We start from the raw sequence: 24,496 nt of genomic DNA, 5'->3' as shown, positions 1-24,496 counted from the left end.
TACATTAGCCTACCTTTTTGTCTTTTATATGTTCTATAAATAAATTTATTGTACTAATTAAATTCTCATCTTTGAGTATAACTAAAATAATAAAATAGCTTAATATACCTACTACACCACTTATAACTAATGATATTATATAATTATCTATAAATTGTTTTACAAAAATAATTATAATACTCATTACTAAACTAGCAAAAAAATATTTAAGATAATATATATTAATCTTACCTTTAAATATTACTTTTTTAATTATTATTACTCCTATAAAAGCTCCAATTACTTCTGTAATTAATATAGCAATAGCGGCACCTATTACTCCTATAAATTTAATTAGTATAAAATTTAAAAATAGGTTGATAACTGCCATTAATATTTGAATATATAATGTTTTCTTCTCGTTACCTGTTGGTATCAAAATTTGATTTATAACCCATATATAAATAGGGTCAAATATAATGATTAATGACATAATCCAAAGTATATTAGCTCCATCAATGAATTCATTGCCTCCAAAGAAAAACATTATTTCTTTAGATAAAATCCCAATACCAAAGGCCATTGGTATTGATATCATTAATATATATTTCATTGATTTAATTACAGTATCTTTAAATTCATCTTTATTATTTTTATATAAATATGATGCTCTAGGAATCAAAACAGTAGATAGTGATAACGTTAATGTCAATCCCATATTTATTACTTGCCTCGACTTAGTATAGAAAGCTAGCGATTTTTCATCTAACATAAAGCCAACCACTATTGAATCGAATATAGTATATATACTTGTAACTAATGCTGCAATAAAAAATACTCTTAAATTCTTTATATGTCTCATTATGTTAATTTTCTTAAATGTAAAACCAACATGCTTTTTAGCACTTATGAAATTAATTATATTAAATATCCCTAACGAAATTATCTGTATGTAAGCATATAACACATATTGATTAGAGTTTCTAATTAATAATATAGTTGCTAAAAACATAACTGTTTTAAAAAATAAATTTCTAATTGTTAAGTATTCGTATTTTTCTATACCTTGAAATAACCAATCAACCGAGAAAATATATATAGCAAGATTTAAAACCATGGCAATATATAAGGTTGTTTCATTTTGTAACCTATCTACTGTTAAAATTAGTATAATAAATATAATAACACCTATAATTGTCAATATTGATCTAATAATAATTAATTCAGTAAATAAAGATGATAACTTTTTTTTATCATCTTTTACTTTTGCAACCTCTCTTATTCCATATACTGGAATTCCAAATGCAACAATTAATACAAACCATGCAGAAATAGAGTTAGCAAGATTAATCGTTCCTAATTTTTCTGCTCCTAATACCCTTGTAATATATGGTGATAATAACAACGGAAAAAGAATATCTAACATTAGATTTGCAAGATAAAAGATATAATTTTTAATAATTAATTTATTCATTCTCTTTTTCAACCTCTTTAAAAATATAATAAATATATCCTAATACAGTTTTAATTTCAAACTCATTTATGATATCTTTTTTTACTGCTTTATATTTTAAATATAGTTCTTCATTTTGTAGTATATCAATAATAGATTTTTCAAGTGATAAATCATCATTATTACATACAAAACCATATTTACCATTACCTAAGATTTCTGTTGGCCCTCCTGAATCTGTAGCAACTACTACTTTATCTAGTATTAATGCCTCTGCTGTTATCAAAGAAAATCCTTCAAAATATGAAGGAGACACTATAATATCTGCTAAATTCATTATTTTATATGGATTTTCCTGAAATCCAAGTAACTTAACTGTACTATTCAAATTATTTTCTTGAATATACTTCTCTATTAGCTTCCGTTGGCTTCCTTCTCCAACCACAAGCAAATTAAAATTTATGCCCGTATCAAGTATTTTCTTTACTATATTCAGCAATCTTAATATTCCTTTTTCTTGCTCCAATCTACCTATATAACATATTTTTTTTATATTTTTTTTAATTTCTATATTATTGAATTCCTCAACAGATTTTTTCTTAATAGCCATATGGTCTATTGGATTAAATATTTTTACAATTTTATTTTCGAATTCAATTCCATATGTATCAATAAATCCTTTTTTGCATATTTCTGAAACACATATAATTTTATTAAACTGATTATAGCAATGTTTTTCTTCTTCCATATTCTTAAAATAGGACTTATACCACCTATATTCTTTTACATTAGTATGCACCCAGGCTATTTTATTTTTTCCCCTAACATTAGAAACTATTTTTGTTGAAATTCCTTCCATAAATGCTATAACAATATCGCTATCTTTATTTACAATATAATTAGCTACAAATTTAGGATTAAAGCAAATTATAAAATTAAAAAGAAACTTTCTTAGAATCTTCTGTAAAGTTATATTTATTTTTAATTTATTCTTAAAATCAAAAATATATCTAAGCTTTATGTTTTTATTTAAAGAATCTATATACTTACCTTCTCTAGTTAATAGTACTAATTCAACATCGTATATTTCATAATCGAAGTTATTTAATATTTCTATTAATACCTTCTCTGCCCCTCCTCCTAGAAGATTATCTAATAAAAATGTTACTTTTCTCATTTTTTCATTACCCTCTTAACTAGTGATTTTACTTTATATATCTGTGCAAGAATATAACCACTAATTATATTTCCTTTATCTATATCTGGTATCAAATTAACTATTTCTTTTGGTAATGTATTATTAATGAATAAATATTTCACATACTCTTTTTTAGCAGCTTGTCTTTTTTCTTCATTAATAACTTCTTTTATATTTAGAAGTTCTGAATAGTATAATTTAGTGCCCTTAATATTGTTCGCCATTAATGAATCATATTTTTTTGTTAATCCATCATCTAAATATTCTGTGATATATATCACATCATTAAACCATCTAAGCTTATAACCATCACTAGCTATTCTGTTCCAAATTATAGCCTCTGTTAAAAATTTTTCATTTTTAAAAACAGGAAAAATATATTTCTTTAATTTCTCTGTTTCAAATGCTTCAGCTTTATCACCTGAAATATTATATTTATATCTTAATTCTAATGCTGTACAATCAATATAATCTTGTTTTAAATCATCTCCAATTACTTTATTGTTTGAATAGCCTCTATTACCACTTACTCCTATAAATCTATTACAGTCAGTTTCTTTAACTTCTCTCCATCTGATAACTATCATTTCAATAGAATTACAAGTTAATACATCATCTGAATCAACTATAAAAAATAATTCTCCTTCTGCAATATCTAAGCCTTTGTTAATAGCAGTATGTTTTCCTCCATTTTCTTTTTTCTCATATCTAAAATTTATTTTACCTTCACTTTTTATATAATTTACCTTTGATATTATATCATCAGTACTTCCATCATCTATGATTATCCATTCAAAATTTTTATATGTTTGAATTTTTAAGCTCTCGTACAAATCTAGTATCTTATATGCCCTGTTATATAAAGGTGTACATATGGAAACATCATACTTCATTATAGTTACTCCTTTTATAATTTTTAAATCCAATTATTCTATACTTAATTGCAGACTTAAAATAATTTCTTCTTCTACTAACTATTATAAACCCTACTATAGGCCTTATAAGTCTTCCTAAATAAAATCCAATCATTTTATAATTTCTTCTATAAATTATTTCTTTCTTCATAAGAGCTCCTAAACCCAAACTATCCCCTTTTACCCTTGAATCATCATTTTCTTTAAACGGATGATATATGTACTTATTTGAATAGTAGAATCCCTTATATCCTTTATGTAATAATTCAAAAATTAAATCGCTTTCTTCACCACTTGGAAATTTCGCACCCACTCCAAGTTTTTCATCAAAATTTATATCCTTCTTATTCTTAAATTTAATAAATATTGATATACTTACACAATTCTTCATTACTTTTGAAAACTTTAATTCACTATCATTATCTTCAGATTTTCCAAAGCTTTTCTTTGTATTCTTGTCTATAACTTTTGATGTATATATTTCAAAATTAGTAGAATTAAAGAAATAATTTACTTCTTCTAATGTATTGTAATCATACTCACAATCATCATCTGGAAATGCAATTACATTTCCATCAGCCATTTGGACACCAATATTTCTATTATATGAAAGCCCTAATTTATTGCTTCTTTTATATTTCAGTGGTAACTTATCCCTATACTCACTAACAATATTTAGAACTTTATCATCTTTATTTTGATCTACTATTATAACCTCAAAATTTTTATATGTTTGCGAAACTAAACTTTCTAAAAAAAATTTAAACTCTTCACCTCTACCATAAGTAGGTACCACCAACGAAAATTTATTCATACCCTTCCCCTTTTCTATAATTTTTATTAAATTATATAAATATTTATATAATAAACTTATTGTATATTAAATTTTTTTATTATTTAGAAAGATTAATTTTAAAAATAAATAATATTTTACTCATTTTTTTCATTAAGATCTGAATAATAATATTATTATCTAATAACTATTAATTAGAAAATAAGAAGTATAACTATATTAATAGCTATACTAACCTTAATAATTATTATAATAATTACGTATTATACATAAATTCATCTAATTAATACTAATAAACAATAATATACAGCTAATGTATAGAAAGTCAAGAAATCTAATATATTTTTAAATTATAGCAAAATTACTTATAATAAGATCAAATTAGTTTACTTAGTTTTGTTATTTATAAATAATTCTAACTATCATATAAATTTAATAAAATCTTTTCCTCTATAAACATTAATCAACAATGGTAACATATACCAAAACGTGTTTATTGATTCCATATCCGTTATAAAATCAAAATTTAACGCAATTATTATTCCAATAAATGTTACAAAGATTTTTTTATTTAAACCATAAAATTTCTTGCATAAAATAACAAATATACTTGTTAACATGATAAACGCTGGAATACCATATCCAATTAGCTCTTGAATAAATACATTATGAGAGTGGAATGCATTAAACCCTTCATTTATTCCTGTACTAATAACAAAAAATTCCGTTTGTTTTATAACACCCATAGGATTATTAATAAAATACTCTAGTCCTGATCTCCATATTGGTATTCTATAGCCTAATGTCGACACCCCTGTTCTTATACTTAGTCTATAAATAAAGGCAGCACATATGATAGAAGCTAAAATTGCTCCTACTATTATAATTTTTTTAGTGATATATTTTTTTATAATGTCTCTATTTTCATATAATTCATTTATAAATATTACCGATACATATATTCCTAGTACAGTTATTGAGCTTGATAAAAATATTAATATACAACTAATTGCTATAAATATAATCTTTTTAGTTTTATTATATTTAAATAATTCTATAAACATATATAAACTTAATATATATACAGCAAATCTAGATTTATGAGTAAAGAAAAAAGATAACCTTCTCTCTCCATATAATTCTAAATTTTCTTTTCCATATATAAATTTTATAACTTCATTAAATGATATCTGCATAGTATCTATTCCAAATATATAAATTGTAATTGATACTATAAAGCAAATTATCATAGATAATTTCATTATATTAACTAATTTCATATTAAGCTCATCTTTACCTTGTAATACATATAATAATATTCCAAAGGTTATAATTGGTATGACATTTGTTAAAGTATAAACTATCATTGTTGAGTCAATTAATACTGTAAGACAAATTTTATATAATGAATAAATTAAAATAATAGTATTAATATAATAGTCATTAATAAAAAAATCTTTTACTTTATTCTCTCTAATAATTTTATAAATAAATATTATAATTATTACTATTGATAAAACACTGCTTATGGATATTATTTCTTCAGTGCCTGGAATCTTAAAAATATAAACTATTAAATATGTAATTATATATAGTAAAGTTATTATATTATTCATATCTACTCCTAATCTAAAAAATCTAATAAATTACTCTTAATTCCATCAAAAGAGTACTTTTCTTCATATGTTTGATATGCATTATCCGAAATTTTCTTTCTTAACAAATTAGAGTTTTTGAGTTCATCTATAGCTTCAACCATTTCTGATTTATTATCTGCTATAAGTATATTTTTATGATCAACTACATCTAGCCCTTCAGCGCCTAAAGTTGTTGATATAACTGGAAATCCTTTTGAAAATGCTTCTATAATTTTTACCCTTAATCCACTACCAGTGAATATAGGAACAATCATACAATCACAAATCGTATATGCATCATTTATATCTTCGATATATCCTATAATATTAATATTTTCATATTTTTCTGCTTTAGAAATTAATTCATTATTTATTCCTTTTCCAACTATGTGTAATTTATATTTTAATTTCTTATTAAGTAAAGGAATCACTTCATCAATGAACCAATTAATCCCTTCATAATTAGGATACCATGACATAGTTCCAAGAAATAAAATATTAATGGCATTATCTAACTTAATATCATTTGTTTTTTTTGTATATCCTAGGTTTTCTACTACTATAGGCGAAACTAATTTATTTATATCGCTGATATTAACTATATTTGATATAGATTTCATATCCTCATTAGATAATAATATTAATTTATCTATCGAAGAAATTATATTTTTTTCAAAATTTCTTACCTTTAAATATTCTAATAAAAAAAATAATTTCTTAAGTATATTTCTTTCTGACTTATAGTAACCTTTTATGATAAAGGACTCACAGTTATGCTGATCTAATACTCTTAAAGTATTTTTTTTAATACTCTTATCAAATACAGCTAACTGTAAATGATCATAATATATATAAGAGTATTGGTTATGCTCTAATTTATTATTTATCTCTCTACATAAATTTTCATCATAAAATTTAATCATTGTAAGAGGAGTTCGGTTAAATAAGTTCTTTAAAGCTAATTTAATCATATACTTATAATTTTTACTTGTAACAATCTGTTTTTTTATCATAGTTACACTTTTGCAGTATTTAAGAAGTTCTTTCTTATAATCAATTTCACTATCATCTTCATAATAGCAAAATAAATCTATTTCATATTTATCTGCTAACATTTTTATTGTATTAAAAGTTTTTATCTTTCCTCCATTATCCAAAGGGAACGGAATTAAGTTTGTTAAAAATAATATTTTCATATTTTCTCTACTTTCTATATTTAAAATAAATTTTTAATATTTTTAAATCATCAATAAAATATCTTTTAAACATTCTTTTAGGTTCCTTTATGAATCTATAAAACCATTCTAATCCACATCTCTGCATCCATTTAGGTGCTCTCTTTATATTTCCTGCCTCAAAATCTATACTTGCTCCAATTGCTAATGAAATTGGAACATTAAGTCTATCTTTATATTTATATATAAATTTTTCTTGTTTAGGCGCTCCCAATCCAACCACTAATATATCAGGTTTTGCATTATTTATTATTTTAATTATTCTCTCTATTTCTTCTTCACTTTTTTCAAATCCGTAAATTGGGGACAGAGTTCCACAAATGTCAAGCCCATTATATTTACCCTTAAGTCTTCTTGCTGCTTCTTCTGCAACGCCATCAGCTGCACCTAAAAGAAACATACTATATCCTTCTCTGCTAGCTAGTTCACAAACCTTAGGAAATAAATCTGAACCTGATACTTTTTCTTTAATTGGAGTTTTTAGAAGTTTAGAAATCCATATTAATGGCATTCCATCGGTAAGAATTAAATCTGCTTCATTATACACCTCTCTAAATTCATTATCATTCTCCAGTTTAACAATATGATCTACGTTAGGTGTTACTACATATGCTTTTTTTCTTAATTTAATAAGTGCATTTATAGCATCTATACTCTCACTAATTGTCAAATTATCTACTTCAATATTTAAAAATTTCATTCTATTCATGTTAAATCCAACACTCTCTATTAATTATTAAAATGTACTATTATCTATATAATTTTTATAATCTTTTAAATTATCCATTAGGCCCTTATTTACTACAAATATAGTGTCATCTAATTCTATAGTTAATATGTTTTCTACACCTATCATAACAACTTTTTTATTGCTATTAATAATCATATTTTCTTCTGACTCAATAATTGTTGAATTATTACTTGCAATATTTCCATCCTCATCTTTTTCTCTATATCTTTCTATAGATTTCCATGAACCTATATCATCCCATCCAATCTCACTTGGTATAACATATATCTCGTTTGATTTTTCTAAAACAGCATAATCTATAGAAATTTCTTCTGTATTACAATATTGTTTATTTATATAATATTGTAGTTCTTCTTCTTTCACTGTTTTTATACTTGACAAAGCCTCGTATATATTAGGAACATATCTCTTTATTTCATTTATTATCGTATCTACTTTCCATATAAACATCCCTCCATTCCAGAGATAATCTCCTGACTTTAAATATTCTGCAGCTTTTTCCTTATTTGGTTTTTCAACAAATCTATTTACCTTATTAATAGTTTTTGATACCTTCTCACCGTAATTTATATATCCATACCCAGTTTCTGGTCTATCTGGTTTCATTCCAAGAGTTACTATAGCATTTTTGCTTTCATTTAAAAATTTATTCCCTTGAAGAATTATATTTATAAATTTACTTTCATCCTTAATCAAGTGATCAGATGGTAAAACAACCATAGTAGCATCATTATAATATCTCTTAATAACTAATGCTGACAAAGCTATACATGGAGCAGTATTTCTTCCCTCTGGCTCTACTATAATATTTCTTTCCGGTAAATTAGGCAATTGATCCTTAACTAAATCTATATATTTCTCTCCAGTACATATAAATATTCTTTCTAATGGTATTATTGGAAGAATTCTATTTACTGTCATCTGAATCATCGTTTCTTTTCCTATTAAATTCAAAAACTGCTTTGGCTTTTCTTCTGTAGATAAAGGCCAAAATCTAGTACCTTTTCCTCCAGCCATTATTAAAGCACATATCATATCTATTTCACCTTCCTATATCTTAGTAACATTATAAGCTTTAAAATCATACATCCTCATATCCATTCGGGTTATTTTTTTGCCATCTCCATGAATCTTCACACATTTCTTCTACTGACTTTTCTGCCTTCCAACCTAACTCCTTATTAGCTTTACTAGGATCTGCATAACAGATTGCTATATCTCCTGGTCTTCTTGCTACTATTTTATATGGTATTTCTTTTCCACTTAACTTCGAAAATTCTTTCACTAAATCTAATACACTATATCCTTTTCCTGTTCCCAAATTATATGTTACAAGTCCAGAATTAGTATTTAGCTTTTCTAATGCTTTTATATGTCCCTTTGCTAAATCAACTACATGAATATAATCTCTAACTCCTGTTCCATCAGGAGTATTATAGTCATTACCAAATACACTTAGTTCTTCTAATTCACCAACAGCCACCTTTGTAATATATGGCATCAGGTTATTTGGTACACCATTAGGATTTTCACCTATTTTTCCACTTTTATGAGCACCTACTGGGTTAAAATATCTTAAAAGTGCAATATTCCAACTATTATCTGATTTATATACATCTCTAAGTATATCCTCTATCATCAATTTTGTTCTACCATATGGATTGGTTGCTGACAATGGAGAATCTTCAGTTATTGGTATAATTTTCGCATCTCCATATACTGTTGCTGATGAACTAAACACAAAATTTTTAACATCATATTTTTTCATAAATTTTAAAATTACTAAAGTTGTAGTTATATTATTATAATAATATTCAATAGGCATACTTACGGATTCACCTACTGCCTTATATGCTGCAAAATGAATAATAGCCTCTATATTATTTTCCTTAAATATTTTTTCTACACATTCTTCATTTAATAAATCTATTTTATAGAATTTAGGTTTTTTTCCTGTTAATTCAGTTATTCTATCTAAAACAATCTCATTACTATTTGATAAGTTATCAGCTATAATAACATCATACCCCGAATTTAAAAGTTCTATTGTTGTATGACTTCCTATATAACCTAGTCCTCCTGAAATAAAAATAGCCATATGCTAAACCTCCAAACATTTTCAAGCAATATATCTATAGTTTATATAATTTAAGCAGCATTACTATCCCCAAATAAAACAAAAAATGTCTTAAATATAAGTTTTATATCTAACCATAAGCTTCTTTCATTTACATATTTAACGTCTAGTTTCATCCAGTCTTCAAAATCAATATTATTTCTCCCCATTACTTGCCAATAACAAGTAAGTCCTGGTTTAACATCAAGACGTTTCAACATCCATAAATCAAATTCCTTTACCTCATGAGGTAAGCTTGGTCTTGGCCCAACTAGACTCATATTACCTTTTAAAACATTTAATAGTTGTGGTAGTTCATCAATGCTTGTCTTTCTAATAAACTTACCTATCTTTGTTATTCTAGGGTCATCTTTCATCTTAAACATAGGCCCAGACATTTCATTTTGTTCTTTAAGCTTCTCTTTAATTTCTTCAGCATTTACAATCATAGACCTAAGCTTGTACATATCAAATTCTTTACCATTTTTGCCCACTCTTTTTTGGATAAAAACAATAGGTCCCTTAGATTCTAGTCTTATTAATACACCTATAATTATTAGTATAGGGCTTAATATTACTAACCCACATAATGAACCTACAATATCAATTATTCTTTTAAAAAAATTATATATTACTCTGCTTTCCTTCTTTCTTACTTCTACATTAATATCTAAATTAATATCACTCAAAGTACATCCCCCTAATTATTGATTAATAAATTTCTACATTATTATTAATCCTTCAACAGTATTCACATTTCGCTAAAGATAATTATATCATATAATTTCAGTAAAAAAAATACTTGAAAATAAGTGATAATCCAGTAGATTTCTGAATTTTTTATATAATTTTTTTATTATTTTAAAGTTTAAATTAAAATCATTTTTAAATATTGATGTTTCATAAAAATTAATCATATTACTACTTTTATTGATATAACTAAATAAAATATAATTGTCGAATTTAATATTATTTTTCCTCTACTCTTATAATTAAATATTAACTTTTAAATATATAAATAAAAACAGTTTATAAAATAATCTATACAACTACTTTATAAACTGTTAAATACACTTACTATCTATTTTAATGCAATTCTTAAAGAATTTATAGCATTAGGAGAAACTCCTCCTCCAGCTTGTATAATTGAATTAGCATTTTTATAACCTAAAATATTTTTTTGTGAATTATTTAAATCATTGTCACATAAAACTACAGGACCTCCATTTAAGGCTGCAATTGGACCAGAGCTTAATGCATCCACTAACTCAATTCCTTTTGTAGCATAAACCTTATTAAGCTTTTCACCAAAAAATCTTTCTATTACCATTGCATTAGTATCATATCTATCTGCTCCACCTAATCTATTTCCACTTATATCTGTTGCAGTTATTCCATTAACTATATTCAAAACATTATTATTTAAAACTGATGTACCGCCAATTATATATGCATTATTTAGGCTCTCACCTTTTAACCAATTGTAACTATTATTATTTAAGCTATTAACTTCTGATAGTATAATTGGCATTCTCTCTCTTCCTGATATAGAGGCTATAGACATTGCATCTGCTTCAGCATAACCATTAGCTATAACTACATTTTCAACATCATAAAGATTAGCATCTATATATTGAGCTATTTTTAAAGAAGTAGCATATCTATCTATTCCACCTAATCTTTCTATTGTAGTAATACCCAGATTTCTTAAAGATGCTTCTACGTTAGAACTTACTACTGCAGTTCCACCTACTATTATTGCTTTTTTAGCATTTAATCTAGTAATTTCATTTTTAGTAGCACTAGGGATAGAATTTATCTCTGACAATAGTATAGGAGAATTTAAATGAGTTGCTAATGGTGTTGCTGTTAACCCATCTGCCATTTCTACTCCATTAACTATTACTACTGTATCTGACTTATTAAACTGGCTTTGACTTAGCTTTACTGCTGTTTCGTATCTGTCTAATCCTATTAGTGTAGTTACAGGAACTTTTAATGAATTTGCAATTTTATCCTTTACACCTTCAACATTGTTTTTTATATCTGTATAAGTATAGAATATACTTCCCCTTACATTTGGATATTGTCTATTTAAACCTATTTGTTTATCTATTTCTTTTGCAACTGTAGGTTTATATATACCATGCCCTATATATAACTTTACATTTGTTCCGTTAACTTCATTTGACCACCATGGTATAAGTTTTGAATAATCAGCAGCACTATTTCCTATTTCCCAATAAACTTGAGGTGCAACATAATCTAACCATTCATTCTTTATCCAAGTTCTAGTATCTCCATAAATATCATAATAGCTTTGTCCACCTCTTGTATCAGAGCCTGTGGAGTCAGTTGAATTATTTTTCCAAATTCCTCTTGGACTTATTCCAAACTCTACATTTCTATTAACACTTTTTATTTTATTATAAACAGCTTTAACTAATTCATTAACACTATTTCTTCTAAAATCACCTATGTCCATTCCATTACCATACTTTGAATAAGCATCACTATCATTTACATTATTTCCTGGATAAAAATAGTCATCAAAATGTATTCCATCGACATTATAGTTTCTTACTATCTCATCTACAGTATCAATAACATGTTGTCTTACTTCTGGTAATCCTGGATTATAATATAAAGCTTTACCATCTGTGATAACTGTTTGTGGATTTTTTCTAGCAAAGTGATTTTCTGATAATGAATTAACATCTGTACCACTTGTTGTTACTCTATAAGGATTAAGCCACGCATGAACTTTAATTCCTCTCTTATGTGCTTCCTCTGTTATAAAAGCTAGTGGATCATAACCTGGATCTTTCCCTTGAATCCCAGTTAACACTTCTGACCATGGATTTATATTAGATTTATATAAGGCATCTCCCTTTGGTCTAACTTGTACTATAACTGTGTTTAAACCAATTGCTTTTACATTTTCTAATATATTTATAAATTCTTGCTTTTGTGCTGACACATTATTTCTTGAATCAACACTTGGCCAATCTTTATTATAAACTGTAGTTATCCATACAGCTTGCATGTCCTCATTTACAACTGCCTTTGGAGTAACCTTTAGTAAATTAAATATTGTAAATATTATTATTAATATACTTGGTATTTTAAATTTTTTCATAATATACCCCTTTTCTTCCATCAACTTATTATAAAAATTTTTAGCATTAATTTAGGATTTTAATAGTTTCTGATAAAGTATTTTCTGAAACTCCTCCACCTATTTGTATAACTTCTCTAGTTTCTCTTTTTTCTAATACTGCTCTTTGATTTGTATCCAAATATTTATCACATAAAACTATTGCTCCGTTATTCATTGCAATAACTGGTCCTGCACTTAGTGCATCTATAAGCTCTATTCCCTTTGACGCATAAACTTTATTAATTTCATTACCATAGAACCTGTCTATAACTAAGGCATTAGTTTTATATCTATCTAGTCCACCCAACCTATTATTTCTTATATCTAAAGCAGTTATTAAGTTTATAGTATTTAATATATTATCTGATACTACTGCTGTGCCTCCAATTATATATGAATTTTGTAAGGCTTCACTTCTTAACCAATTATAGCTATTATTATTTAAACTATTTGTTTCTGATAATATAATTGGCATTTTGTCTCTTCCTGAAATGGCTGCAATAGACATTGCATCAGCCTCAGCATATCCATTTGCTATAACTATATTTTCAACGTCATAACAATTTGCATCAATATATTTTACAATTTCAAGTGATGTTTCATATCTATCTTTTCCAGCTAGTCTTTCTATATTATATATTCCCAATTTCTTTAATTGCTCAACTACATTTGGAGATACAACCCCTTCTCCCCCTGCTATTATTACTTTTTTTGCTCCAATTCTTTTTATTTCATTTATAGTTTCAATTGGAATATTATTAATCTCTGTTAATAATATTGGAGCCTTTAAAAATGAAGCTAAAGGTGTAACTGTCAGACCATCTGCTAGCTCTATTCCATTAACTAGTACAACTATATCTGAGCTATTAAAATTTGAATTACTTAATTTTGCTGCAGTATCATATCTATCAGTTCCTATAATACTTGTAAATTTCACTTCATTATTTACCTTTGGAAAGGTAACTTTAAAGCTTATTTCATCTCCATTTGCACTTCCAACTTCTGAAATTACAATTCCACTATTTTCTCCATTATCAAAAAATAAATTATTAGAATTAAATCCACTATTTACATTATTATTTCCTATGCTTGTCCTACCAGATTCTTGTGATAAAAATGCGGCTCTAGTATTTCCTGCTGCATATGTATTATTAATATCTCCTGATCTAAATACATAAATATGATCTGGATATCCATTTCTATTACCTAAATATGGATCTACATTTTCATTTATTCTGTAAACTATAAGTCCAGAGCCTGGTAAAGTAGAATCCCAATTCCCTGAATTTTTCCTAAACTCCACCATAAAATATTCTTTATCTGATAAAGGAGATTTAATTTTAAAAGCTACAACATCGTTCTTATTTGAACTTTGTGAGCTCTTTAAAGTATAAACTCCATCGCCTTTTATTTCTTGAATATTCATATTTAAATTACTATAAAAGTTTCTAGTATATACTAAAGGAAGTTGTCCATACCCATCTGTATTAGCCATTACATCCCATTCACCAACTGGATTTCCTCTATAGTAATATCTATATAAATCAGGATAGTTAAATGCATGTAAAAATTCATGTATTGCTATCTTTAATAAATTTTTATTAAAAATATTATTTTCATTAGTACCTACATTAATCAAATTATAAGTAGAAAGTTTTTTTCCATTTAATGATGTATCACCTGAAAATTTTGTTTCATGAGGCCATAGCATATTACTTCCTGTAGTTACTCCACTACATAAAAAAGTAACTACATCTATTTCCCCATCTCCATTTTTATCTAATTCATTTTGTGGTAAATTTATATTATCTTTAACTGAATCAAATGCCCATTTTATTAATTCTTGTTCTTCTTTGCCTCCAGCAACATATTTCTCGTAAAACCCTCTAGTTTGTGGAGCTTCAATAGATAAATATGTATTATTTTCTTTAGGATAAAAACTACTATTTACTTTTATCTCACCATAAGTCAAATCATTAATATATGAATTTAGAGATATAGATCCTAAATCTGAAACTTTGTCATTATTTAAATCATTAAATAAATTATATGAATTATATAACTGATTAGATTTTTCTTCATTCATAAATTCATTTTCACCTTTAAATCTTATAAGTATAACTATATTATTAATTGTTTTTTCAACACCATTAGCCATTAAAGGTAAGTTGTTATTCTCTGAATTATCACTCAGGTTATCAACACCAAGGCTTGTACCATTTTCTATCATATAATTATATATATTATTGTTTTCAATAGTACTATCAGCCAAAGGCTTTATTGATGGTGTAAAAAGTAGTAAAGATATTATTACAGATATAATTTTTTTCATTCTTCTCTCCCTTAAATTCCAAAATATTTACAACTAATAATAATTCTATCACTTTTTACATTTAACATCAATTACCAATATTTAATATAAAGTTTAGTGTTGTATTCCCAATATTACCTTATTTTTGATATAATATCCCTAGGTTCTAAATATGAGGAGGATTATAAATGAAAAAAATGACATTAAAGAAGAAAGTATTTATTACAATTGCAGTAGTAATTTTACTTTTAATAGGCTCAGGATTAACATATACATACTATTTATCTAGTAAGGTTTCAAGAGTTGAGGTAGATAGATCTGAAGTTACTGACACAGGAAAGGAAGCACCTAAAGAAGCTGATGATGTTATAACTATAGCTTTATTTGGAAGTGACTATTCTAAATTTTATGATGTAAGTTCTGCTGATGCGACTATGATTTTGGCTATAGACACTAAAAATAATAAAATAAAGCTTTGCTCACTAATGAGAGACATTTATTTAGATTTACCTGATGGTGGTAAAATGAACTTAAACTATACTATTTTAGATGGTGGTCCTAGTTCAATATTAAAAGCTATAAATTATAACTTTAATCTAAAAGTAGATAAATTTGTACAAGTTGATTTAAAAAGACTACCTACGATAATTGATTCTCTTGGTGGTATAGAAATGCAAATAACTCAAGATGAGTTAAAGTATATTAACAGTTACATAGATGATATTGATAAAAATAATGGTACTAAGACTCAGCATATAACTACAGCTGGAAAACAGCTTTTAAGTGGTACCCAAGCTTCTGCTTATTGTAGAATAAGATATACAGAAGGAAGAGACTTTAGAAGAACTGAACGTCAAAGAGATGTTCTAGAAGCTTTATTTGTTAAATTTAAAGATATTAGTTTAACTGAAATGCCAGGTCTTGTTAATGATATTTTACCATTAGTTACAACTAACCTTTCAAACTCTGAAATTATATCTATTTCAAATAAAGCACTTGGAATGGGTTTAAGTAATATTGAGCAAGGAAGATTCCCTTCAGATGGCAACATTATAAGTGCTGGTTTTACTGATATGTATCATACTAATATAGATATAGAAGGAACTACTAAAGAACTACATAAATTTTTATTTTCAATTGAATAATTCACCTAAAAAGTGTGTATATAATATGGCTTACTCCGTCGCTTCGCTCCAAGTCGCCACCATATTATATACACACTTTATAAACTAAAGGTTAAATATAGGGTTATCTATATGAAAGTTTTTATATGATAATTGCTTAATCACTAATTCACATACTTTAAGAATTTCTATTATTTACTCAAGAATTCATGAAATTCTAAAACCTTTCTCATATGTAAATATATAAATGTAATATCAATTTATCTTTATGGACTCAATAAACTTCTCTCTTTCTATAAAGTATCTATCAAAAACCTCATTCTTTTCTATATTATTATCTAAAATCTCTCCAAGGTTAAATGCATTTACTAAACCATCCATTCCTTCTTTTGCACATATTACAAAGCCACTTGCAAGTTTATCTCCTGGTATCGTTATTGCTGTACACTTACACATATTTGCTGCCTTTACTATTGCTTTTCCACCATTTGAAGTAATTTCTTTTTCTGCTTTTCCTTTAAAGCTTCTTTGAATAGTTTCATCATAGCCATAAACATCTATTGGTCCTTCATAGGTTAAAATAATGTCTGCTATGTCATTTCCAAAAATATATTTAATTTCTTTTATTCCTATGCTTCTTTCATAAATATTCTCAAAAAAGTATTCCTTAAACTCAAATTCTTCTTTGTTTATATTAGATATTGTTTTATCTATTTCTAACCTCATATTTATGCCATCTGGTAACTTTAAGCAATTATATGCTGGTATTAATACTCTCGTTTTCTTTTGTTTATAATTTATTTCCTTGTGGATAATATCTTCTACTACCATCTTCAATACAGGAAAATTTTTAGAAATTATCCCAATTCCTCCAGTAAAAGATATACTATCTGTGGATAAGCCTTCTTTATCTGTAACTAATCCTATGCCTGAACCTATAAAAGAATACAAATTAGTACTAAGGGCAGGAGCAAGGACTGATCCTCCCCCATCTGTTCCTATACCAAAGTCATTAATTCCTTTAAGAATATTTACTGCTGTTCCACTACTTGAGCCAGTCATACATCTATAAGTTAATGGATTAATTAAATCCGTATCCAAACTTCTACCAATATGAGACATTTTATCCACAGTAGTGAATAAATATTTAGAATTTTTCCTTAATTTATCCACCAACTCTATAGGTATATCCACAGTATTTTTAACACCAAAGGTTAAATATTCTTTTTCTTTGTGTTTTTCCTCTTCTTCTAAGGTTTTATTTATTGAAATAACAGATTTATATAAATTTTGTTCTGCTAGAATTTTAGTCTTATATAATTTTGTTTTACAATCCATCATTTAGGTAACCTCCTTGTTAATTAAAGATAACTTTTCACCTCTATAAAATAAGCAATGGAGAAATAAAAATAAATTAAATTTATTAAGCCTTTATTAACTTTAAATTTCTTCATTTTAATTTCTCCATCATATTGAATTATTTAATTTTCCTATATATAATTTTCCTATATATAATGTTCATCCTTGTCTCTTTAAAAAGTTTATACTACTTAAAGTACAAATTTTATAATAGTTTATTTAAGAAACTTGCTCCATTTTCCGGTGCTTTTACTTTAAAGTAATCTGCAACTGTTGCTCCTACATCTGAAAGTGTTGCTCTTACTCCAACTGTTCCTTCTTTAATATTTTCTCCATATATCATAATTGGAACCATCTCTCTTGTATGTTTACTATGCCCTATTGTTGGATCATTTCCGTGATCTGCCATTACTAATAATATATCATCATTTCTTATTGTTTCTATAAGCTCACCTATAAGCTTATCTGATATTTGAAGTTTTTCTGCATATCTATCAACATTTTCCGCATGTCCTGATAAATCTGTCTCCTGTACATTACAGCATATAAATCCTTCTTTTACTTCTTTGGATATTTCTATTGTTCTCTTTAATACCTTTTCTGTATCTACCATAGGGATACTTGTTCCTTTTTCATTTATAACTACATCTGCTACTTTTCCTAATAAATAAACTGGTATATTTTCTTCAGAAAGTATTGTTGAAACTTGAGTTTTAGGATTAACTCCATATCCTAAATGAATACATTCATATCCAGTATTGTAAACTCCTGATTTTGGTGCATTTATACCTATATATCCACCGTCTTTTTCTTCTTCTGCATTTAATATATCTTCTAAAGTAATTCCTTTTCCTCCAAAAGTTATAACTCTTGGGACTGTTGCAATAGATCTAACTATATGTCCAATTTCTAAAACCTTACTAAATGGTATTAAATCTAATGCTGATGTGATATTGAAAGCTTGACCTAAATCACATTCTATATTATCTGCAACAGTAAGTGCATCTTCTACAACTAGATACTTCTCCTTATTTCCCTTTTTATATTCAACTTTATATCCAGCTTCTTTTATAGCATTATATATTGATTCTATTTTATTTTTAATAGGTTCTCTAAAAGGCATCTTTGGCTTTGTTCCCATTATTTCTTGATGACCAAAGAAGGTATCAGCTCCAAAGTGAGTTAATCTTCCCTTTCCAAAAGTTGCATGTGGATTTTTCTTCATTCCATTTATTTCTGTTCCTAATATATTGATAAGACCTAACTTTTCTAGATTAGGTAAAACTACATCTTTTCTTTTTTCTAATATATGAAGACATGTATTTGAATTTATATCCTGAGGTCTAGTTTCTTTAACATCATCCATTTCTCCAATGCCAAAACCATCGAGTACAATTACAACAAATTTTCCCATATTAAATTTCCTCCTCTTCTTATTTAATCAAATATCAATTTTAATATTTCGCTGTATTAGCCATTTTAGCTGATATAATAGTTGCGTAATCATATATGAGCAAATTTTTAGAATTTCATTATTTCTGGAGTAGCTCTCATATCAACATTTTCCTCTAACACACCCTAATTTTTGAATATAATTAAAAGAAACTTCAGCACAAGGTTGTAGTACTATCCCATCCTCAGCATCCATTTCTTTTAACTATTTTTTATTTTAAATATTGGTTATTTATCTTTTTATAGTAGCTATATTTATGATTCAATAGATTTTTATCAGCTATTTCTTTAATCTGTCACTATTTTACTAATCTTCCTTGCGAATCATAAACTCCAACTATTTCTGGATTTCCATATTTAATTCCTTTAACTAAAGCTACGTTACTTCTAGTTACAAATATTTGAGTTCTGAAAGCCATAACTACAGTATCTGATACTTTACAGTTTTCTGATAGTTCAAAATGGTAATCTATACTTTCATCTGTTGGTGGAATAACTTTAATCATTTTTGAATTATCTATATCTTCACCAACTAAAGCATTTTCCATGTGAGATCTTCTATAATGACCTCCTCCATAACAATAAGATCTATCTCCTAAGTTATGTGATACTTCACTTACATAAACCATGGCTGGAAGCTCCACTCCATCATTAAACTTATGATATGGAGTAGTACCAGTTAATCCATGACCTGGTTCTCCATGAGTTCCACCTTCTTCGTATATACTCTTTATAGAACTAACACAAGTAGCTGATGGCATGTTTAATTGTTCTATTTTCACATTAAATGTCTCTTCTAAAATATCTTTAGCCTTTTTAATTGTATCTATATTATTTGTTCTTTTAATCTTATTACTTTCTTCATCAAACAAGAAACATGGAAATGATGCTACTCCTGCTAAATTTAAATTCTTAAGCTTTACTAATTCTTCTCCAATTATTTTAAGTTCTTCTAACTTAAATCCTCCATATTGACCTGAATATAAGTTATCATTTTCTCCTAAAACTCTAAGCATTATATTTTGCTTTAATCCCAGCTTTTCACAGGCTTCATTAATTTCTTTAGCTTTTTCAATTGAATAAACAGTAATATAATCCGGTTTAGATTTAACTACCTTTTCTATTAAAGCCTTTGGAATTTGAACTAAATGTCCTACATGACCTATCTTAATTCCATTATCAATCATAACTCCTGCTTCTTTAAAGTCTACTACTACTGCTCCATCATATCCAAGTTTCATAAACTCTTTTGCAATAAAAGGATTTCTGCCTATTTGCTTTGTCATGAAATAAAGCTTTATACCATACTTATCTGCTTCAGCTTTCATTTTTTCAGCATTTTCTAATAATGTATCTAAGTCAATAACATAAGTGTCAGGAATAATTAACCCTTCTTTATGGAGGTTAAATGCAGCTTGAACTAATTCTCTATTTCTTTCTATGGTTTTTTCAAGAAACATCTTTACTCCCCCTTACTTAACTTGTTTTTTAACGTCATCAATTGCATTTTTTAATATTCTTATTATTGTGTCTGCTCCACTTCTCATTGGATTTACTCTTATCATTCTCTTTTCTAAAGTAGGATCAGCTGCTCTAAAGGTTCCAGAAACTCTATACATCATTGGAACAAATTCATATTTTGATTCTGAGCCTACTGGATGTGATGCTGCTCCATATTTAGTTGTTAATTCTAAAACTTCTTCTGCTATATTTTCATTTAATTCAACTAATAACACTTTTGATTGAGCATTAGCAAGAAAAGCGTCTTTTATTTCTGGGATTTCTCCACTTTTTAATCTAGTTACAAGTTCTTCATTAACTTCTGATTGAATTGCTAATGAAACTGGTGCATATACAAGCCCTCTTAAAGCTTCCATTGCTTCATGGCCTTGTACTTGGCTTCCCCCTGAATAATTTAATGAATAAACCTTATCTATAAGATCTTTCTTTCCTAATAAAACACCGACACCTTCAGGTCCTAATATCTTAAAACAAGAAAAACTTCCAAGATCAGCTCCACATTGGTTACCTATCTTCTTTACTTTTAAAGCAGCATAGTTATCATCAGTAATTATTTTTATGTTAGAATTAGCTTCTTTTATAGTAGTTATAACTTCTTCTAAATCATAAGAATCATCTATTTTTTGTCTTGTATTTTGAACTAATGCACCTTTTACTTCTGGATTTTTTAAGACAACATCTTTTATGTTATTTAAATCATTAAAGTTAGCTTTTATAACCTTAAGTCCCATAGTTTCAATAGTAACTTTTGAAGTAGGATATATTGGTGCATCATGGACTAAAATAGCATCTCCACTGTTCATAAAGCTAATTAATCCCCATCTTATAGCTCCAGTTCCTGCTCCTCTAACAAATATTGCTGCTTCTGCATCAAATACTTCTGCAAAAACATTTTCAACCTTTTTAGTATAAGTTGGTTTATTTAATCCCTTAACAACACCTAAGTCACCTAGGGATAATATTTCTTGTCCATCAAAATTCTTTGTTATTGTATCTATTATTTTAAATTGTAATTTCTTTGCTTCATCTAAACTTATTGAGTGTAATGGGTATGTTCTCATAGATTTTCCTCCTACTTAAGGTTATATATATTTTTTATATTATTAACTAACATATTTTCTATATGTTTGTTAGAAATTTCATTTTCATATAATCTTGGTAAAAAGTTATCTATTAAATAACTATAACCAAGTCCACCATTTCCTTTAAAATGAGACTTTCTTGTAATATCCATAGACATAACTATTTGATTGCTATATCCTTTTTCACAAAGAGCTTTTAACCACGCTACTCTCTTTTCATCTGGCTGATAATTATTTTTTCCAATTGTATCAAATGCTATATTCACTCCTGTATCAACCAATCTAAACATATATTCTAAATCACCACTTAAATCTATATGACTTAATGTAACTTTAGATAAATCAACGTTAAACTCTTTAAATATTTCAATTTGCTCTAATCCTAATTTTCCAAGTGTTGTATGTGTTATTATTGGTGCTCCTGTTTCAGAGTGTGCTCTACATGAAGCTTCAAAAACCTTCTTTTCCATTTCTTCTATTTTATTTAAGCTAGTTCCTATTTCTCCTATAACAGCTGCTTTAACCTGCGTCCCATCTATCCCATTGACTATTTCATCTACTAAAAGCTTTGCCATTTCTTTTTCGCTTATGTTATAAACCTCTTCTGGAAGAAATGGTTCCTTATAGTATCCTGTTGCTTGAAGAATATTTATACCAGTTTCTTTAATAACTTCACTAACATATTCAGTACTTCTTCCCATTCCTCTGTTAGTAACATCTATAATGGTAGAAACTCCTTTAGCCTTTAAATCTTTAAACTCTTCTATTGTTTGTCTTTTATTATTTAAAAAACAATCCGCATCTTTTTTTACACCTGACAAATCTATAGTAATATGTTCATGACAATAAATTATTTCTTTATTCATATAAATATCTCCTTATAAAAAAGTTTATCTATGTAATTTTGCTTATTCCATCCCTTCGCTCCAAGTCATCGAAAAATTACATAGGTGAACTTCAAAGCTGAAGGAAGGAAATTATATATTGGAGTATATGTACTTCTATAACATTTTAGTTATTGAATAAGTTATGCTTATTTTAAAAGTGAGGTAGCAAGTTATTATGCTACCTCTCTATTTAATTAAGTAAAATTTATCTAATTTTTATTTAATTCTTATTTAGGAACTACATATAATCCAACTAAATTTAATATGTTAATTAAAATTCCTACTGTAATTGCTCCTACTGGACCAACAGCCATATCTACTATTGGCTTCTTTGAAGTTTTATTTAATACATAAAGTCCAACTACTACGAATAATCCAAATCCTGGTGCCATTGCTTGAGCTGCCATCGCACCACCTACTAATAAAGCAACTTCTAGTACTTTACTCATAGCTGTTCTTATGTTATCTCCGCACTTTCTAACTCCTGGGAACTTGTCCATCATCTTAGCCATAACATCTAAGAATAAAATTTCTAAAGTCATTACTACTGCCCCTGCAACAAATGCTAGTATTGGGTTTCCTATTAAGAATCCAGTAACGAATACAAATGTCATACCTGCTGGTGCATATACTCCAGTTGAAATTGCAGTAGTTGCAACTAGTGGTATAAATCCTATACCTCTTGCAAATGCTGTCATTGCAGCTTCAGTTGTTTTTCCTTCTGCTAAAAGATTTAAACTAATAGGGTCTCCAGCTACTAGGCTTAAACTAGTTGCTGCTGATACTAATCCACCCATTAAAGCTAATAAAGGTAAGTTCTTTTTGATTTTTTTAACTCTTTCTTCAAAAAGTGCTGCTAAATCAATCTTTGGTGCATTTGGATCTGGTTTTTCCTTCATTGCAAAAGCAATCATTATTATCATACCTGCAAGTAATGCCATACCTTCTTGATCTAATTTAACCTTAGCTCCATTTATAGTGAAAACTCCATATATTGCAGTTATTTGTCTTACTATTAAAGCAACTATTCCTGTAAGGAATCCTTTTTTAATTCCAAATTGATAAGATACAACCAATGCTGGGAATACTGCAAATGCAACTGTAATTGGAGTACCAACTAGTTTTAATGAATCTAAGAAATTAACTGGTAGCTTTGCAAATAAATCAACAACAAATTGTAATCCATAAACTATACCAACTCCATAAAGAGCTCCAGCTATTCCAGATACAACTAGTCCCTTTTTACCACTTGGACAGAAAGAACCAATAATATCAGTACCTAATAATATACTATGAATTAAGATTATAGATGCCGCTATTGATACTGGTATACCAAAACCAATAACTAATCCAAAGCTTATTGCAAAAGATGTTGCTGCTAAAGCTTTTTTGTCCATTCTACCTTCTAAGTATTCTGGAACTATAGCTCTAAAACCATCATTGAAAACTGCTATACCTGCATTTGCTAGTATCGCTGCTAAAGCACCTAAAAGTGCTACAACTAAATATTGCATAAATAATACC

At 27.1% G+C, this 24,496-nt stretch carries 19 protein-coding genes; 1 reads left to right on the top strand and 18 read right to left on the bottom strand.

The window, feature by feature from the left end; all coding sequences use genetic code 11:
* Positions 1–4: 4 nt before the first annotated feature.
* The 12 genes from ACZJV1_RS03505 to ACZJV1_RS03450 form a co-directional block, all read right to left on the bottom strand.
* On the bottom strand, positions 5–1,453 hold the full coding sequence (locus ACZJV1_RS03505; RefSeq protein ID WP_463651459.1) for a flippase: 1,449 nt from the start codon (positions 1,451–1,453) through the stop codon (positions 5–7).
* Positions 1,446–2,609: a glycosyltransferase gene (locus ACZJV1_RS03500; RefSeq protein ID WP_463651458.1), complete on the bottom strand. Its 1,164-nt coding sequence runs from the start codon at positions 2,607–2,609 to the stop codon at positions 1,446–1,448. Before ACZJV1_RS03500 ends, ACZJV1_RS03505 begins: the two co-directional genes overlap by 8 nt.
* A complete protein-coding gene (locus ACZJV1_RS03495) occupies positions 2,606–3,523 on the bottom strand; it encodes a glycosyltransferase family 2 protein (protein ID WP_463651457.1) in 918 nt (305 codons plus the stop codon). The genes ACZJV1_RS03500 and ACZJV1_RS03495 overlap by 4 nt, the downstream gene beginning before the upstream one ends.
* Entirely contained in the window at positions 3,513–4,358 is an 846-nt protein-coding gene (locus ACZJV1_RS03490; protein WP_463651456.1) for a glycosyltransferase family 2 protein, read from the bottom strand. Before ACZJV1_RS03490 ends, ACZJV1_RS03495 begins: the two co-directional genes overlap by 11 nt.
* Before the next feature lie 401 nt (positions 4,359–4,759).
* On the bottom strand, positions 4,760–5,953 hold the full coding sequence (locus ACZJV1_RS03485) for an O-antigen ligase family protein (RefSeq protein WP_463651455.1): 1,194 nt from the start codon (positions 5,951–5,953) through the stop codon (positions 4,760–4,762).
* Positions 5,954–5,961: 8 nt separating this feature from the next.
* Entirely contained in the window at positions 5,962–7,170 is a 1,209-nt protein-coding gene (locus tag ACZJV1_RS03480; RefSeq protein WP_463651454.1) for a glycosyltransferase, read from the bottom strand.
* A 7-nt stretch (positions 7,171–7,177) separates the two neighbouring features.
* On the bottom strand, positions 7,178–7,918 hold the full coding sequence (locus ACZJV1_RS03475; RefSeq protein ID WP_463651453.1) for a WecB/TagA/CpsF family glycosyltransferase: 741 nt from the start codon (positions 7,916–7,918) through the stop codon (positions 7,178–7,180).
* Positions 7,919–7,945: 27 nt separating this feature from the next.
* Entirely contained in the window at positions 7,946–8,995 is a 1,050-nt protein-coding gene (locus ACZJV1_RS03470) for a mannose-1-phosphate guanylyltransferase (protein WP_463651452.1), read from the bottom strand.
* 46 nt (positions 8,996–9,041) lie between these two features.
* Positions 9,042–10,058, bottom strand: coding sequence for a UDP-glucose 4-epimerase GalE (gene galE / locus ACZJV1_RS03465; RefSeq protein ID WP_463651451.1), 1,017 nt, complete (start codon positions 10,056–10,058; stop codon positions 9,042–9,044).
* A gap of 50 nt (positions 10,059–10,108) precedes the next feature.
* On the bottom strand, positions 10,109–10,765 hold the full coding sequence (locus ACZJV1_RS03460; protein WP_463651450.1) for a sugar transferase: 657 nt from the start codon (positions 10,763–10,765) through the stop codon (positions 10,109–10,111).
* A gap of 392 nt (positions 10,766–11,157) precedes the next feature.
* Entirely contained in the window at positions 11,158–13,215 is a 2,058-nt protein-coding gene (locus ACZJV1_RS03455) for a family 10 glycosylhydrolase (RefSeq protein WP_463651449.1), read from the bottom strand.
* Between the two features lie 46 nt (positions 13,216–13,261).
* A complete protein-coding gene (locus ACZJV1_RS03450) occupies positions 13,262–15,568 on the bottom strand; it encodes a cell wall-binding repeat-containing protein (RefSeq protein ID WP_463651448.1) in 2,307 nt (768 codons plus the stop codon).
* Between the two features lie 167 nt (positions 15,569–15,735).
* On the opposite strand from ACZJV1_RS03450, the gene ACZJV1_RS03445 reads away from it, so the two are divergent.
* Positions 15,736–16,692, top strand: coding sequence for an LCP family protein (locus tag ACZJV1_RS03445; RefSeq protein WP_463651447.1), 957 nt, complete (start codon positions 15,736–15,738; stop codon positions 16,690–16,692).
* Positions 16,693–16,926: 234 nt separating this feature from the next.
* Here ACZJV1_RS03445 and ACZJV1_RS03440 read toward each other — a convergent pair whose 3' ends face one another.
* From ACZJV1_RS03440 to ACZJV1_RS03415, 6 genes are all read right to left on the bottom strand, one after another.
* Positions 16,927–18,012 (bottom strand): amidase family protein, encoded by a 1,086-nt coding sequence (locus ACZJV1_RS03440; RefSeq protein WP_463651446.1) that lies wholly within the window; start codon positions 18,010–18,012, stop codon positions 16,927–16,929.
* Between the two features lie 223 nt (positions 18,013–18,235).
* A complete protein-coding gene (locus ACZJV1_RS03435) occupies positions 18,236–19,444 on the bottom strand; it encodes a phosphopentomutase (protein ID WP_463651445.1) in 1,209 nt (402 codons plus the stop codon).
* Positions 19,445–19,781: 337 nt separating this feature from the next.
* Complete coding sequence (locus tag ACZJV1_RS03430; RefSeq protein WP_463651444.1) at positions 19,782–20,942, bottom strand: YhfX family PLP-dependent enzyme; 1,161 nt, start codon at positions 20,940–20,942, stop codon at positions 19,782–19,784.
* Between the two features lie 12 nt (positions 20,943–20,954).
* Positions 20,955–22,064 carry an aminotransferase class V-fold PLP-dependent enzyme gene (locus tag ACZJV1_RS03425; protein WP_463651443.1) on the bottom strand — a complete coding sequence of 370 codons (1,110 nt, stop codon included), beginning with the start codon at positions 22,062–22,064 and terminating at the stop codon, positions 20,955–20,957.
* Positions 22,065–22,075: 11 nt separating this feature from the next.
* Complete coding sequence (locus tag ACZJV1_RS03420) at positions 22,076–22,951, bottom strand: phosphotriesterase family protein (protein WP_463651442.1); 876 nt, start codon at positions 22,949–22,951, stop codon at positions 22,076–22,078.
* A 248-nt stretch (positions 22,952–23,199) separates the two neighbouring features.
* The gene (locus ACZJV1_RS03415; protein WP_463651441.1) at positions 23,200–24,486 is read right to left on the bottom strand and encodes a YhfT family protein; all 1,287 of its coding nucleotides are present in this window, start codon (positions 24,484–24,486) and stop codon (positions 23,200–23,202) included.
* Between the last annotated feature and the right edge of the window lie 10 nt (positions 24,487–24,496).

The organism is Clostridium sp. LS3, from assembly GCF_055330225.1.
Note: the sequence above shows the minus strand (reverse complement) of the source record. Positions and strands in the feature narration are given on the sequence as shown.